This window comes from Nonomuraea sp. SBT364 (assembly GCF_001083785.1).
GTDB lineage: Bacteria > Actinomycetota > Actinomycetes > Streptosporangiales > Streptosporangiaceae > Nonomuraea.
Genome location: NZ_LAVL01000078.1, coordinates 1 through 14,908 on the forward strand (window position 1 = coordinate 1; position 14,908 = coordinate 14,908).

The 14,908-nt window shown below is 70.3% G+C and carries 15 protein-coding genes; 9 read left to right on the plus strand and 6 right to left on the minus strand.

Annotated features, from left to right (window positions below; translation table 11 throughout):
- The first annotated feature begins 301 nt into the window (after positions 1-301).
- The 6 genes from ADY59_RS28410 (at position 302) to ADY59_RS28435 (ending at position 6,541) form a co-directional block, all read left to right on the plus strand.
- On the plus strand, positions 302-1,591 hold the full coding sequence (locus ADY59_RS28410; protein WP_049568085.1) for a GGDEF domain-containing protein: 1,290 nt from the start codon (positions 302-304) through the stop codon (positions 1,589-1,591).
- A 362-nt stretch (positions 1,592-1,953) separates the two neighbouring features.
- Positions 1,954-3,618 (plus strand): energy-dependent translational throttle protein EttA, encoded by a 1,665-nt coding sequence (gene ettA, locus ADY59_RS28415; RefSeq protein ID WP_049568088.1) that lies wholly within the window; start codon positions 1,954-1,956, stop codon positions 3,616-3,618.
- 245 nt (positions 3,619-3,863) lie between these two features.
- Positions 3,864-4,376 (plus strand): VOC family protein, encoded by a 513-nt coding sequence (locus ADY59_RS28420; RefSeq protein WP_049568091.1) that lies wholly within the window; start codon positions 3,864-3,866, stop codon positions 4,374-4,376.
- A gap of 59 nt (positions 4,377-4,435) precedes the next feature.
- A complete protein-coding gene (locus ADY59_RS28425) occupies positions 4,436-4,843 on the plus strand; it encodes a Zn-ribbon domain-containing OB-fold protein (protein WP_156325790.1) in 408 nt (135 codons plus the stop codon).
- Positions 4,840-6,012, plus strand: coding sequence for a thiolase C-terminal domain-containing protein (locus ADY59_RS28430; RefSeq protein ID WP_197093907.1), 1,173 nt, complete (start codon positions 4,840-4,842; stop codon positions 6,010-6,012). The genes ADY59_RS28425 and ADY59_RS28430 overlap by 4 nt, the downstream gene beginning before the upstream one ends.
- A 73-nt stretch (positions 6,013-6,085) precedes the next feature.
- Positions 6,086-6,541: a hypothetical protein gene (locus ADY59_RS28435; protein ID WP_156325791.1), complete on the plus strand. Its 456-nt coding sequence runs from the start codon at positions 6,086-6,088 to the stop codon at positions 6,539-6,541.
- 19 nt (positions 6,542-6,560) lie between these two features.
- On the opposite strand, the gene ADY59_RS28440 is transcribed toward ADY59_RS28435, so the two are convergent.
- Positions 6,561-7,715: an acyl-CoA dehydrogenase family protein gene (locus ADY59_RS28440; RefSeq protein WP_049568099.1), complete on the minus strand. Its 1,155-nt coding sequence runs from the start codon at positions 7,713-7,715 to the stop codon at positions 6,561-6,563.
- Positions 7,716-7,817: 102 nt separating this feature from the next.
- Between ADY59_RS28440 and ADY59_RS28445 the strand changes: the two genes are divergently transcribed.
- Complete coding sequence (locus ADY59_RS28445) at positions 7,818-8,423, plus strand: TetR/AcrR family transcriptional regulator (protein ID WP_049568102.1); 606 nt, start codon at positions 7,818-7,820, stop codon at positions 8,421-8,423.
- On the opposite strand, the gene ADY59_RS28450 is transcribed toward ADY59_RS28445, so the two are convergent.
- Positions 8,407-9,234 (minus strand): MaoC family dehydratase, encoded by an 828-nt coding sequence (locus ADY59_RS28450; RefSeq protein WP_049568104.1) that lies wholly within the window; start codon positions 9,232-9,234, stop codon positions 8,407-8,409. The two genes, ADY59_RS28445 and ADY59_RS28450, sit on opposite strands and share 17 nt — an antisense overlap.
- Position 9,235: 1 nt before the next feature.
- The gene (locus ADY59_RS28455; RefSeq protein ID WP_049568108.1) at positions 9,236-10,132 is read right to left on the minus strand and encodes an SDR family oxidoreductase; all 897 of its coding nucleotides are present in this window, start codon (positions 10,130-10,132) and stop codon (positions 9,236-9,238) included.
- A gap of 149 nt (positions 10,133-10,281) precedes the next feature.
- On the opposite strand from ADY59_RS28455, the gene ADY59_RS28460 reads away from it, so the two are divergent.
- Together ADY59_RS28460 and ADY59_RS28465 are read left to right on the plus strand one after the other, a co-directional pair.
- Complete coding sequence (locus tag ADY59_RS28460) at positions 10,282-10,656, plus strand: acyl-CoA thioesterase (protein WP_049568111.1); 375 nt, start codon at positions 10,282-10,284, stop codon at positions 10,654-10,656.
- Positions 10,653-11,831, plus strand: a complete 1,179-nt coding sequence (locus ADY59_RS28465) for an MFS transporter (protein ID WP_156325792.1) — start codon at positions 10,653-10,655, stop codon at positions 11,829-11,831. Before ADY59_RS28460 ends, ADY59_RS28465 begins: the two co-directional genes overlap by 4 nt.
- Here the strand turns inward: ADY59_RS28465 and ADY59_RS28470 are convergent.
- The 3 genes from ADY59_RS28470 to ADY59_RS28480 are packed head-to-tail and all read right to left on the minus strand — an operon-like array spanning position 11,824 to position 14,657.
- A complete protein-coding gene (locus ADY59_RS28470) occupies positions 11,824-13,335 on the minus strand; it encodes a glycoside hydrolase family 13 protein (protein ID WP_049568118.1) in 1,512 nt (503 codons plus the stop codon). The two genes, ADY59_RS28465 and ADY59_RS28470, sit on opposite strands and share 8 nt — an antisense overlap.
- A 17-nt stretch (positions 13,336-13,352) precedes the next feature.
- Positions 13,353-13,733: a globin gene (locus tag ADY59_RS28475; RefSeq protein WP_049568121.1), complete on the minus strand. Its 381-nt coding sequence runs from the start codon at positions 13,731-13,733 to the stop codon at positions 13,353-13,355.
- A 9-nt stretch (positions 13,734-13,742) separates the two neighbouring features.
- Positions 13,743-14,657 carry a mechanosensitive ion channel family protein gene (locus tag ADY59_RS28480; protein ID WP_231618928.1) on the minus strand — a complete coding sequence of 305 codons (915 nt, stop codon included), beginning with the start codon at positions 14,655-14,657 and terminating at the stop codon, positions 13,743-13,745.
- Positions 14,658-14,908 lie beyond the last annotated feature (251 nt).

Genomic DNA, 14,908 nt, shown 5'->3' on the forward strand with positions numbered 1-14,908 from the left:
GCTGTGTGCGGGACCTGGGATGAGGGGAGAGCGGGCGGAGGGGGCATCGGCCGAGCGTGGTGTTCACGCACCAGGGGGCGGCCGATGGGTGCTGCCCGGAAGCTGGCTAGGGCATCTATCAGGTCCAGATTACGCCCCGCACGATGAGTGCTCCTTTCCGAACGGTTGCTCGCGGACTGAGCGGTGTCCCCTGCTGACCACATCACGTATGTGGTCGCTCCGCCCAACGTATCGTTTCCCTTCGCACATCGCACACTCCGCAACTATTGTGTTACACATCGTTAGTCAGGGAGGAGACGAGATGGCGGCGACCAGTCACACCTCGACGAAGCCTCGCGGCGGTGTGTCGACGCTGGCCGGCCGGTGGCCGCTGCTCAGCCAGGGGCGGACGCTCGTGGCCTATGTCAGCGTCATCGTCCTGCTCGACCTCGCGGCGATGGTGTTGTTCGCCGCCTCCACCACGATTCGCCGGCACGATGTGCTGACCTTCGCCGCGCTGATGAGTTGCGGGGCGGTGTGCATCGAGGCGACCAGGCGGCTCGGCATGCCCGCCGGCGTCTCGCGTGACCTGCTGTCGGCGTGGTGGCTGCCGGTCGCGCTGCTGCTGCCGCCGCTCTACGCGCTGCTGGCGCCGATCCTGCTGCAGACGCTGCTGCAGGTGCGGGTCCGCGCGACCGTGCTGCATCGGCGGGTGCTGAGCTCGGCGGCGATCGGGCTGGCGGGCGGCGCGGCGTCCCTGACGTACCAGCGGCTCGTGCCCGACCCGCTGATGCTGTCGCGGGGGAGCGGTAGCGCGATCCTGTTCGCGGTGGTGGCGGCGCTCGTGTTCGCGCTGCTCAACACCGGGCTGGTGGCCGTCGCCGCGCACACCGCCAATCCCGACTCGCGCTGGCGTGAGGTTCTGTGGGATCGGGAGAGCGCCCTGCTCGACGTCGTGGAGCTGTGCCTGGGCGTCATCGTGGCCATAGCCTGCGGGCTCAACCTCGCCCTGCTCGTGCTCGCCCTGCCGCCGGTCGTCCTGCTTCAGCGCAGCCTTCTGCACGCCCAGCTGCAGGCGGCGGCGCGTACCGATCCCAAGACGGGGCTGCTCAACGCCGCCGCCTGGCAGCGGGAGGCCGACACCGAGATCGTCCGGGCCCGGCGCACCGGTGAGACGCTGGCGCTGCTCATCGTCGACATCGACCATTTCAAACGGGTGAACGACGCTCATGGGCACCTCGTGGGCGACCAGGTGCTGATCGGTGTGGCGGGGATGTTGCGCAGTCAGTTGCGCGACTACGACGTGGTGGGGCGGTTCGGCGGTGAGGAGTTCGTCGTCCTGTTGCCGCGCGCCGACCTGCAGGAGGCTCGTCGGGTCGCCGAGCGCCTGCGCACCCGCATCGGTCACATGGCCGTTCCCGTTGACGAGGCGCTCATCACCGTGACCATCTCGGCGGGGGTGGCGCTCATGAACGTGCACGGTGACGATCTGATCGATCTGCTGGCGGCCGCCGACCTCGCCCTCTACCGGGCCAAGGAGCTGGGGAGAAACCGCGTGTGCATCCCGGCCGCGCCTCCTCGGCCCCGGCTGCCAGGGGAGACGTCGGCCTGAGGGGTTACGGACCTCCTGGGGAGGGTTGCAGACTGCCCGAGGGGCTACGGACTGCTTTGGAAGGTTGCGGACTGCCTGGGGCGTTCCCGTGCGGGTTCGCGCGCCGGGAGCTCGCCGGGCTGCCGGTCACTCGAGGGGATCGGTCCGTACCGAACCCGCGGGGCCGGGATCCCGCGTCGGCCAGCGCGGGGCGGACGTGAGCCGAGGCAACGGGCGGATGTGAGCCGACGTGTGGGGTCGGACGTAGCCGAGGCAATGGGCGGATGTGAGCCGACGTGTGGGCGGTGGGTGTCGGGGACGGGCGGTGGGTGCGGGGTGCTGGGCGGCGGAAGCGCGGGGCCGGAGCCCCTAAGCTAGATGGCATGCCGGAGTACATCTACACGATGCAGCGCGTGCGCAAGGCGCACGGCGACAAGGTTGTCCTTGACGACGTCACGCTGTCGTTCCTGCCCGGAGCCAAGATCGGTGTCCTGGGGCCGAACGGCACCGGGAAGTCGACGCTGCTCCGGATGATGGCCGGTCTGGACCAGCCGTCCAACGGTGACGCCAAGCTGATGCCGGGCTTCACGGTGGGGATGCTCCAGCAGGAGCCGCCGCTCAACGAGGAGAAGACCGTCCTCGGCAACGTGCAGGAAGGCGTCGCCGAGACGATGGCGATGCTCCAGCGCTACAACGACATCGCCGAGCAGATGGCCACCGACTACAGCGACGAGTTGCTGGAGGAGATGGGCAAGCTGCAGGAGCAGCTTGAGCACCGCAACGCCTGGGACCTCGACAGCCAGCTAGAGCAGGCGATGGACGCGCTGCGCTGCCCGCCGCCCGACGCCGACGTGTCGAAGCTGTCCGGTGGTGAGCGCCGCCGGGTCGCGCTGTGCAAGCTGCTGCTGGAGGCGCCCGACCTGCTGCTGCTCGACGAGCCCACCAACCACCTCGACGCCGAGAGTGTCCAGTGGCTGGAGCAGCACCTGGAGAAGTACGCGGGCACCGTGCTGGCCGTCACCCACGACCGCTACTTCCTCGACAACGTCGCCGGCTGGATCCTGGAGCTCGACCGGGGCCGCGCCTACGTCTACGAAGGCAACTACTCCACCTATCTGGAGGCCAAGGCCGCGCGGCTCAAGGTCGAGGGCCAGAAGGACGTGAAGCGCAAGAAGCGCCTGGAGGACGAGCTCGACTGGGTGCGCTCCAACCCGAAGGCCCGCCAGACCAAGAGCAAGGCCCGGCTCCAGCGCTACGAGGAGATGGCGGCCGAGGCCGACAAGCATCGCAAGCTCGACTTCGACGAGATCCAGATCCCGCCGGGCCCCCGCCTGGGCACCACGGTGATCAAGGCGGACGTTCTCACCAAGGGCTTCGGCGACCGGCTGCTCATGGAGGGCCTGACGTTCGACCTGCCGCGTAACGGCATCGTCGGCATCATCGGCCCCAACGGCGTGGGCAAGACGACGCTGTTCCGCATGATCACCGGCAGTGAGACGCCTGACGACGGCTCGATCGTCGTCGGCGACACCGTCAAGATCTCCTACGCCGACCAGAGCCGGGGCGGCATCGAGTCGAACAAGAACGTGTGGGAGGTCGTCTCCGACGGGCTCGATCACATCAAGGTCGGCAACGTCGAGATGCCGTCGCGCGCCTACATCGCCGCGTTCGGGTTCAGGGGGCCCGACCAGCAGAAGAAGGCCGGCGTCCTGTCGGGTGGCGAGCGCAACCGGCTCAACCTGGCGCTCACCCTCAAGCAGGGCGGCAACGTGCTGCTGCTGGACGAGCCCACCAACGACCTCGACACCGAGACGCTGTCGTCGCTCGAGAACGCGCTGCTCGAGTTCCCGGGCTGCGCGGTCATCACCTCGCACGACCGGTGGTTCCTCGACCGGATCGCCACCCACATCCTGGCGTGGGAGGAGGGGTCCAACTGGTTCTGGTTCGAGGGCAACTTCGCCGACTACGAGAAGAACAAGATCGAGCGCCTCGGCGCCGACGCGGCCCGTCCGCACCGGGTGACCTATCGCAAGCTCCACCGCGAGTGATCGGGTGACGTCTTCCGCACGGCAGGTCCGCATGGGCCTGCCGTGCGGCGTTTCCGGCCCCTTTCCGGTCCTTCTGGCCCGTCCGGTCCTTCCGACCCTCCCGCCCCTTCCGGGCGGGGCGGGCGTCGGCGAAGGGGAAGATCCCTACCGCGCGGATGGGGGTTCGTGCGGGGCGGCACGGGCATGACTAGAATGAGGTTCTAGGATTCGCTCGAAGCCGAACCCCAAGCCCGAAGGGAGTCCGCATGGACCTGGAGCTCGACGGTATCGAGGTGGCGTTCGACCACACGGCTGTGGCCGCGCCGCGCATCAGGGACCTGCTGCCCATCTACCGCGACCTGCTGGGCGGCACGCATCTGGGCGGCGGCGGGGACAACCGGGTGAGCGGTTACCGGACCTTCCAGCTGACCTATGCCAACGGCAGCAAGGTCGAGCTGATGGAGCCGCTGGCCGGGTCCACGTTCTTCGACAGCTTCTTCGAGCTCACCCGTGGCCGGGGCGGCGTGCATCACCTGAACTTCCACGTCAGCGACCTCGACGCGGCCGTCGCTCGCCTCACCGGCCGGGGCTACCGGCTGCACGGGCTGAACGTGTCCGACCCGCGGTGGCGCGAGGTGTTCCTGCACCCGAAGGAGGCCCACGGGGTGCTGATCCAGCTCGCCCAGCCGGGGCCGCGCTCCGACGGCGAGCCGCGGCCGACGCTGGAGGAGGTGCTCGCCGGGGCCGGCAGGAACGGGAACGGCGTGCCGAGCCCTTGAGTCTGGGCAGAACTAAAATCTAGAATGGGGTTCTAAATCCGATGAGATTGGGGACCCCCATGAAGGCGGTACCGAAGCCCACTCCGGACACTCAACCGTTCTGGGACGGCACGGCGGCCGGCGAGCTCAGGATCCAGCGCTGCCTGACCTGCGAGCGGCACTACTTCTACCCCCGCCCGAGCTGCCCGCACTGCGGCTCCGGAACCGTCGAATGGGTGCGGGCCAGCGGGCGGGCCAGCCTCTACTCCTACGTGATCAACCACCGCCCCGCCCCCGGCTTCGAGGAGGGCGGCCCGTACGCGATCGCGGTGGTGGAGCTGGAGGAGGGGGTGCGGATGATGACGAACATCGTCAACATCGAGATCACCCCCGAGAACCTGCCGCTCGACCTGGACCTGAAGGTCGTCTTCGAGCGGCGCGGCGAAGTGCACGTGCCGCTGTTCGAGCCCGCCGGAGGCGCCGCGTGAACACCGGGAACACCACGAAGACCACGAACACCGGGAACACCGCAAACATCGTCATCGCCGGCGCCGCCGAGACCGACGAGGTCGGGCGGCTGCCCCAGCACTCTACCCTGTCCCTGCACCTGGAAGCGGCCCGCAACACGCTCGCCGACGCGGGCATGACCAAGGACGACATCGACGGCATCGCCACCGTCGGCACGCCCGGCCCGATCCAGGTCGCGCACGCGCTCGGGATCACGCCGTCGTGGCTCGACGGCACCGGCGTGGGCGGCTCGTCGTTCCTGTTCCACGTACGGCACGCCGCGGCGGCCATCCGGGCCGGGCTGTGCACCACGGTGCTGATCACGCACGGCGAGTCGGGCCGGTCGCGGATCGGGGCCGGGCGGTTCGGGCTGGGCTCCGACTCGCTCATGGGACAGTTCGAGCTGCCGTACGGGGTGGTGGGGCCGCCGTCGTCGTTCACGCTGACGGCGCTGCGCTACATGAAGGAGACCGGGCTCACCCACGAGCAGCTCGCCGAGGTGGCCGTGGCGCAGCGGCGCTGGGCGCACCTGAACCCGCGGGCGATGTACCGGGACCTGATCACCGTGGACGACGTGCTGGCCTCGCGGCTCGTCGCCTACCCGTTCCACCTGCTGGAGTGCTGCCTGGTGACCGACGGCGGCGGGGCGCTGATCGTCACGTCGCAGGAGCGCTCGCGGCGCGACCCGGTGCACCTGCTGGGCGCGGGTGAGGCCATGGACGCGCCGATGATCTCCCAGATGGAGGACTTCACCACATCCAAGGGGTTCCGGCTGTCGGGCGAGGCGGCGTTCGCCGAGGCGGGGATCTCGCACGACGACGTGGACCACCTGATGGTGTACGACGCGTTCGCGCACGTGCCGATCTACGGCCTGGAGGACCTCGGGTTCGTCAAGCGGGGCGAGGCGGGCGCGTTCATCGCCGAGGGGCACACCTCGCCGGGCGGCCGCCTCCCGCTCAACACGAACGGCGGCGGGCTGTCGTACACCCATACCGGGATGTACGGGATGTTCGCCATCCAGGAAGCGGTCAGGCAGCTACGCGGCGAGGCTGCCGCGCAGGTGCCGGGCGTGGAGGTGAGCGTGGTGCTGGGCAACGGCGGCATGTTCGCCTCGGCCGCCACGCTGGTGCTGGCCAACCGGCTGCCCTGAATCGCTGGCCGGGCATCGATCTTTCGTTCACGATGGGGGCGCGGATCATCCCCTCACACGGAAGGTCGATGCCATGCGTGCACGTGCATGGGCGGTGCTGGCCGCCGCTCTGCTGGTGGTTCAGCCCGCGACGGCCCACGCGGACGCCCGGGCCGCGGTGAAGTTCTACGCCGACTCCGGTGACTCCTGCCCGCACGGGGTCACCGAAGGGGTGCTGGACTGGGTGGAGGGCCCGGTGGTCAAGCCGGTCGTCCGCGTGGACGGCTCACTGTCCGACTCCGGGCCCCTCTCGGTCTGCCGCGCGGACGACATGTACTCCAGGGCGTCCTTCACGGCCTACAACGGCACCGGCGTGGTCCACTCCGAGTCCGTCAAGGCGGACGACCAGAAGATCGCCTTCAGCTTCGCGCTCGCCGACCCGGCCGGGGTCACCGCGATCGACCGCGTGGTCGTGCGGGTGTGCCGCTACAGCGACACCCCGATCGGGATCAGCTACTGCGGCCCGGCGGCCACGTACAAGAGGCCCTGAGCCCTCGGGCTCGGCGCCGTCACTCGCCGATGGCGCCGAGCCGGGCGTGGCCCTTGAGCAGGTTGCGGGCGATCGTGCGGCGCTGGATCTCGTCGGTGCCCTCGAAGATGCGCAGCAGCCGCAGCTCCCGGTACCACCGCTCGATCGGCAGCTCCTTGGTGTAGCCCATGCCGCCGTGGATCTGCAGCACCCGGTCGACGACCTGGTTGGCCATCACGGCCCCGTTGAGCTTGGCGATCGAGGAGGCGTGCCGGGCGTCCATGCCCTCCTGCACCTGCCACGCGGCGTACAGCGTGAGCCACTTGGCCGCCTCGATCTCCACCTGGGAGTCGGCGATCATCCACTGGATCGCCTGATACTCGGAGATCGCCTGGCCCATCGACTTGCGGATCTTGGCGTAGTCCACGGCCATGCCCAGCATCCGCTCGGCCGATCCGATGGCCCGGGCGGGGATCATGTACCGGCCCTGCCCGATCCACTCCATGGCCAGCTCGAACCCCTTGCCCAGCTCACCCAGGATGTTCTCCTCCGGCACCCGTACGTCCTCGAACACGAGGGAGGCCGGCCCCCACTCGCCCATCGTCGGGATCGGCTCGGACTTCCAGCCCATGTCGCGGTCGACCAGGAAGCAGGTCACCCCGTACGGCTCGGTCACGGCGAACACCATGACGAAGTCGGCCTCGCTGCCGCCGGTGATGAACGTCTTCTCGCCGCTGATCAGCCATTCGGAGCCGTCGCGCACGGCGCGGGTGCGGATGTTGCGGGCGTCGGAGCCGGCGCCGGGCTCGGTGATGGCGAAGCACGAGCGCCGCTCGCCCTCGATGGTCGGGATCAGGTAGCGCCGCTTCTGCTCCTCGTTGCCCGCGTACAGGATGTTGTCGGCGCTGCCGCCGAAGGTGAACGGCACGAACGTGCGGCCCATCTCCATGGCGATGATCGCGGACATGATCGGGCCGAGCGCGGCCCCGCCGTACTCCTCGGGCGTGTTGATCCCCCAGAAGCCCATCCGCTTGGCCTTGAGCCGCAGCTCGCGCAGCACGTCGGCGGGGACCCCGGGCTGCCCGGCACGCTCGTTGCGCAGGACCTCGGGCTCCAGCGGCATGACCTCCTTCTCGACGAAGGCCCGCACGGTGTCCCTGATCTGCCGTTCCTCGGTGCTGAGCGAGAAGTCCACGCCGCCTCCATTTTTAGAATGGTCCTCTAGGAAGAGATTCCAACGTGGGCGGCGGCGTGTCAAGAATAAGATTCTAGAATTTGGCGGAGTACGATGTCCTCCATGGCACGCAAGTCCTCCTGGGAGTGGAGCCGCACCGCCCAGACACGCAAGAGCATGTTGCAGGCGGCGCGCGAGGTGTTCGGCGAGCACGGCTTCGCCGAGGCCAACGTCTCGGAGGTGGTGGCCCGCGCCGGATCCAGCGTCGGCAGCCTCTACCACCACTTCGGCGGCAAGACCGAGCTGTTCCTGGCCCTCTACGAGGACCACCAGGCCGCGCACGAGCAGGCGTCGGCCACCAGCGTGTCACGCGCCAAGCAGTCCGGCGTCGCCGACCCGGTCGAGCTGCTCATCGCCGGCGCCCGCGCCTACCTCGACGGCGCCTGGGAACGGCGCGACCTGGTCAGGCTCTTCATCGACGGCGACGGCCCGCCCGGCTTCGAGCTGATCCGCCGCACCCGGGGACGCGAGTGGGTGCGGCAGAACGCCGTGCTGCTCGGCGCCGGCGGCGACCCGCTCGACAGGTTCACCGTCGCGGTGCTGACGAGCATCATCGGCGAGGCCGCCCGCGAGGTCGCCACCAGCGACACCGAGGAGGAGGCGCGCGAGGTGGCCGAGGCGGCGATGGCGCTCATCCGCCGCCTCGACCCGCTCAAGCCTCTGGGCTGACCTCCGCGCGACCCCGGTCGATCACCACGGTCCCGTCGTCCTTCGCCGTGCGGAACAGCACCGCGGAGCCGTCCACCCAGATCGACACGGTCAGCGACTCACCCGGGAAGACCGGGCTGCTGAACCGCCCCGACATGGCGCGGAACCGCGCCGGGTCCGATCCCGCCACCGCGTGCAGCAGCGCCCGCCCGGTGACCCCGTACGTGCACAGCCCGTGCAGGATCGGCCGGTCGAACCCGGCCGGCGCGGCGAACTCCGGATCGGAGTGCAGCGGGTTGTAGTCGCCGGACAGCCGGTAGAGCAGCGCCTGGTCCGGCCTCGTCGGGTAGGTCACCTTGTGGTCGGGCGCCCGGTCCGGCGCCGCCCACTCCTCGCGGGGTCCCCGCTCGCCGCCGAAGCCGCCCTCGCCCCTGATGAAGACGGCGCTGCGGCTGGTGACGACCGGCTCGCCGCTCTCCGGGTCGACGGCCAGCGCCTCGGTGGTCACCAGCGCGCCCGACCCCTTGTCGTAGATCCCGGTGACCTTCGAGGTGGTACGGACCCCGCCCGCCGGCGGCAGCTCGCGGTGCAGCTCGAAGGACTGCTCGGCGTGGACCAGCATGGCGGGGTTGTAGTCGCCGAGCCGCCGCCCCGGAGCCTGTGCCGCGAGCACCGCGAACGTGGGCAGCACCCGCTGGCCCTTCTCCGTGGCGAACGCCGGCTCGTCCGTCCCCGAGCCGACGCCGAGCGCGTACAGCATGGTGTCCTTCGCGGTCCAGGTCCGCTCGTGGGGCGCGCTCTCGACGCCGATGACGGAGTGGTCGAGCGGCATGTCAGGCCTCCCGTCCGGGGATCTGGCCGTTGGTCAGCGCGTTCGGCGCGGCCTTGTCGACCAGGGCGGGGATGACCTCGCCGAGCGCCGCCGGGTCCCAGCGGCCGCCGTTGTCCACCGCCGGGCCCGCGTGCCAGCCCTCGGCCACGCTGATGACCCCGGCGCGCACGTTGAACACCCGGCCGGTGATGCCGCGCGCCTCCGCGCTCCCCAGCCACACCACCAGCGGCGCGATGTCGTCGGGGTCGGCGTTGGCGCCGCTCGGGATGAGGCCCTCGGTCATGCGGGTCAGCGCGGCTGGGGCGATCGCGTTCACCGTGACGCCGTACCGCTCCAGTTCCCTGGCCGCGATCACGGTGAGCCCGGCGATGCCCGCCTTGGCCGCGCCGTAGTTGCCCTGGCCGGGGTTGCCGTAGATGCCGGACGAGGAGGTGGTGTTGATGATCCGGGCGTCGACCGCCTCGCCCGCCTTGGCCTTGCCCCGCCAGTAGGCGGCCGCGTGCCGCAGCGGCGCGAACGTGCCCCGCAGGTGCACCCGGATGACCGCGTCCCACTCCTCGGCCGACATGTTGACCAGCATCCGGTCACGCAGGATGCCGGCGTTGTTGACCAGCACGTGCAGGTCGCCGAAACGCTCGACGGCCGCCCGGACCAGCCGCTCGGCGCCGTCGAAGTCCGAGACGTCCTCGCCGTTGACGATCGCCTCCCCGCCCATGGCCTCGATCTCCGCGACGACCTCGGCGGCGGCGCCGGACGAGCCGGTCCCGTCCACCTCCGCGCCCAGGTCGTTGACCACCACCTTGGCCCCCTGCTTGGCGAACTCCAGCGCGTGGCCGCGCCCGATGCCCCTGGCCGCGCCCGTGACGATCACCACGCGGCCGTCGACGATCCCGCTCATGTGTCTCCTCGCTCCTTCGCAGACGATGCGAACAAAATTCTAGTAACCAAATCTAGAAATGGTAGGCCCCAACAGAGCTCGCGCACCGAACCGGTAGCGTTTGTCCCGTGGTTCAACACTCCCTCGCACAGCGGCACGTCTTCCCTCGCATGGTGAGATTCGCGGACATCGACTCACAAGGACATGTGAACAATGTCCGTTTCCTCGACTACCTGGAGGACGCCCGCTGGGGGATGTTGCACGTCGACCCGTTCAAGGCGGGCGAGGTGCCGTTCAAGGGCCTGGTCGTGTCCCGCCACGAGATCGACTACCGCCGTCCGCTCGGCTACCGCGCCGAACCCGTCCGCGTGGAGACCTGGGTCACCGAGATCAGGCCGGTGCGCTTCACGCTCAGCTACGAGATCCGCGACGACGAGGGCCTCTACGTGACCGCCGCCTCGGTGCTCGTCGCCTACGACGTGGAGCGCGAGGCCCCGCGCCGGCTCACCCCCGACGAGCTGGCCTACCTCAAGCGCTTCGCTTGAGCGAGCCGCACCGGCGACGCTGGCTGATGCTGGGCCTCGGCGTCAACGCGCACGCCGGTGTCACCCTGGGCCTGTCCGGCCTGCCACTGGTCATCCCAGACATCCAGCAGCATTTCGGCGTGTCGCTGGCGGTCGCCGGCATCATCGGCAACGCGCCGGGCATCGGCGTCCTGTTCGCGCTGGTGGCCTGGGGGTGGCTGGCCGACCGGCACGGCGAGCGGCTCGTGCTGGGCGTCGGCGTCGGGCTGGCCGGGCTGCTGTTCTTCGCCGTCTCCCTCGTCGAGCGGACCTGGGCCGTGGTCGTGCTGCTCGCGCTGGCCGGGGCCGCGGGGTGCGCCGCGCTGGTCGGCGGCGGGCGGATCGTGCTGCGCTGGTTCCAGCCGCCGGAACGCGGCGTCGCCATGGGCGTGCGCCAGGTGTCCTACACGCTCGGCATGGCCGTCGCCGCGTTCCTGCTGCCGCCCGTGGCCCGGGCCCACGGGATCTCCGGCGTGCTCGTGGTCTGCGCGGGCGTCTGCCTGCTGGCCGCCGTCCTGGCCGCGCTCTTCCTGGCCGAGCCGCCGCACAACCCGGCCCGGGTCGTCGCCGTGCCCGCCGGCTCGCCGTACAGCCAGCCGGCGCTCTGGCGCGTGCACGCCACCAGCGCGCTGCACGCGGTGCCGCAGGTGATCGTCGGCACGTACGGCGTGGCCTGCCTGGTCAACCTCTACGGCTGGGGCGGGGTGGACGCGGGGCAGCTGTTCGGCTTCGCGGCCATCGGCGGGGCCGTCACCAGGGTCGCCGTGGGCCGCTGGTCCGACGTGAGCGGGTTGCGGATGGCGCCGCTGCGGTTGCTCACCTTCGCCACCCTCGCCGTGCTGGCCCTGCTGGTGGCGGCCACCTTCGCCAGGTCCTGGCTCGCCGCGGGCGCGCTGGCGGCCGGCGCGGTGATCACCGTCGCGGGCAACGGGCTCGCCTACCTCAAGGCGGGCGAGCTCGCCGGGCCCGCGGCGGCCGGCCGCGTGCTGGGCCTGCACAACACCGTCCAGAACGTGGTCGTCCTGGCCGTGGCGCCGCTGGCCGGGCTGCTGATCACGGTCTCCGGCTACTGGGCGGCGTTCGCGGCCGGGCTCGTGTGCGCGCTGCTGTCGGTGCCCGTGATCCCGGTACGCGACGAGAAGAAGGGCGTTACGTGACCGGGCGCTGCAACCAGACCGCGTGGTCCGGAGGCAGCAGGCCGTCCTCGGCCGGGCCGGTGGCCAGCAGCACGCTCTCGTGCGGCGGCAACCGTACCGGCCCGGTGCCGCAGTTGACCGCGCACACCAGCGGGCCGCGCGCGAACACCAGCGTGTCCGCGTCCGAGGGGAGCCACTCCAGCTCGTACGGGATCGTGCGGATCAGCTCACGGCGGCAGGCCAGGGCGCGCCGGTAGAACTCCAGCGTCGAAGCCGGGTCGCCGGTCTGGCTCGCCACGCTGAGCGCCCCGAACGAGCCCGGCTGCGGCAGCCACGGCCGCACGCCGCCGGGGGAGAAGCCGTAGGAGTCGCCGCCGGGGGACCAGGGGATCGGGACCCGGCAGCCGTCGCGGCCCGGCAGCTCGCCCTTGGACTGGACGAACACCGGGTCCTGCCGCGCCTCCGGTGGAAGATCCTCCACCTGGGGGAGGCCGAGTTCCTCCCCCTGGTAGAGATATGCCGACCCGGGCAGCGCGAGCATGGTGAGCAATGCGGCTTTCGCCCTGGAAAGGCCGGTGCCGGGATCGGCGGCCTCATAGCGAGTGACGTGCCGGACCACGTCATGGTTGGACAGCACCCAGGTGGCGAACGGGACCGTCGCCAGCGTGTCGTCGATGACCTTCCTGAAGGCCGTCGCCGACCAGGGCGCCTGGAGCCAGGCGAAGTTGAAGCTCTGGTGCAGCTCGTCCGGCCGCACGTACAGCGCCAGGTCCTCCGGGCTGTCGGTCCACACCTCGCCCACGGCCATCCGCTCGCCCGGGTAGGTGTCGAGCAGCTCGCGCCACTCCCGGTAGACGCCGTGCACCTCGGGCCGGCCCCACACCGGCGAATCCGACATGAACGACTGGTCCTTGACGTCCGGCAGCCCCTCGGCCTTGAACAGCCCCATCGCCACGTCGATCCGGAACCCGTCGACCCCCCGGTCCAGCCAGAACCGCAGGATGTCCAGGAACTCCGCGCGCACCTCGGGGTTGCGCCAGTTGAAGTCCGGCTGGCCGGGGGCGAACAGGTGCAGGTACCACATGCCGTCCGGCAGCTTCGTCCACGCCGGGCCGCTGAAGGTGGACTGCCAGTTGTTGGGCCGGTCGCGGAAGATGTAGCGGTCGCGGCCCTCGCCGCGCAGCGCCGCCCGGAACCACGGGTGCTCGTCGGAGCTGTGGTTGGGCACGATGTCGACCAGCACCCGCAGCCCGAGCGCGTGCGCGTCGGCCACCAGCGCGTCGAAGTCGGCCAGCGAGCCGAACAGCGGATCGACGTCGCGGTAGTCGGCCACGTCGTAGCCGCCGTCGGCCATGGGGGAGGTGTAGAAGGGGGTGAGCCAGACGGCGTCGACGCCCAGCTCCTTCAGGTGCGTCAGGCGCTCGCGCGCCCCGGCGAGATCGCCGACGCCGTCTCCCGAGGCGTCGGCGAAGCTGCGGACGTAGATCTCATAGACGACGGCATCACGCCACCAGGGGATATCCATGTGGCGTGTCATGCCCGCTATGTCGGCGAGTTCACCAGGCTCTGCGCGGCGTAGACGAGGTAGTCCCACAGGCGCTTGTCCTGCTCCTCGGTCAGCTCCAGCGAGTCGACGGCGTCGCGCATGTGCCTGAGCCAGGCGTCACGCTCGGCCTCGCCGATCACGAACGGCACGTGCCGCATCCGCAGCCGAGGGTGCCCGCGCTCCTGGCTGTAGGTGTTGGGACCGCCCCAGTACTGGATCAGGAAGCCGCGCAACCGCTCCTCGGCACCCGTGAGGTCTTCCTCCGGGTAGAGGGGACGCAGGAGCGGGTCGTCGGTCACCCCTTCGTAGAAACGATGGACGAGACGCCGGAACGTCTCCTCACCGCCGACGGCCTCGTAGAAGGAGATCTCAGTCACGTCTCCAGCCTATGCGTTGGGGACCATGGCGATGTCCGCGGCGTCGAGCGCCGACTTGACCCGCACCCTCAGCTCCCGCGCCACCTGAGCCTGGTGGGAGGGCAGCGTCTTGGCCGACAGGCGGAAGACCAGCGTGCTGTCGGACAGCTGCTCCACGCCGAACACCTCCGGCGGCTCCACGATCATCGACTCGCGGAACTCGGAGTCGGCCCAGATCTCCTCGGCCACCTGCTCCAGGACCAGCCGGACGGTGGTGATGTCGCTGGCGTAGCCGACCGGGACGTCCATGTAGGCGCGCGACCAGCCCTGCGACTCGTTGCCGACCCGGGTGATGGTGCCGTTGCGCACGTACCAGACGCGGCCGTCGGCGTCCCGCAGCCGGGTGACGCGCAGGGTGACCGCCTCGACCGTGCCCACCGCGGCGCCCGCGTCGATCACGTCGCCGACCCCGTACTGGTCCTCCAGCAGCATGAACATGCCCGCGATGAAGTCCTTGACCAGCTCCTGGGCGCCGAAGCCGATGGCCACGCCCAGGATGCCGACGCTGGTGAGCAGGGGCGCGATGGGGATCGTCAGCCGGTCCAGCACGGTCAGCAAGGTGGTGCCGATGATGACGATGGTGGCGACGTGCTTGAGCACCGAGCCCATGGTCTCGGCACGCTGCCTGCGGCGCTCGTGCAGCAGGGCGTCGATGCCCTCGGGGGCGGCCCCGCGCCGGAAGCGGCTGGCGAGCGAGCTCCGGGTGGCGGCCCGGTTGACGACCCTGGTGATCAGCCGGTGCGCGATGTTGCGGATGACGAAGCCGATCACCAGGATCAGCAGGATGGTGATCGCGCTGGCCACGAACGGCGCCCAGGTGGCGTTCTCGAACCAGTTGACCAGGGCGCTGCAGAGGAACGTGTCTGCTTTGCAGATGTCCGCCATCTGGCTACCCACTTTCTCGAGATCGGGTAGTCCAGTCGACTCCGGGGTCGCGCTCGGCGACGGTGAAGCCAGCAAGAACACGGACAGGTCCTCCTTGGAAGCGGTTCGGTCGGCGGCATTGGGCCGTTTCGCCCCAAAAGATACCGCCGACCGAACCGGCCGCCGTCACATCACGCCGGGGAAGACGGGGTCGCCGGGCACCTGGGCCGCGGAGGGCGGTGCCTGACGCTCCGATGACGGACGGCTCGGAC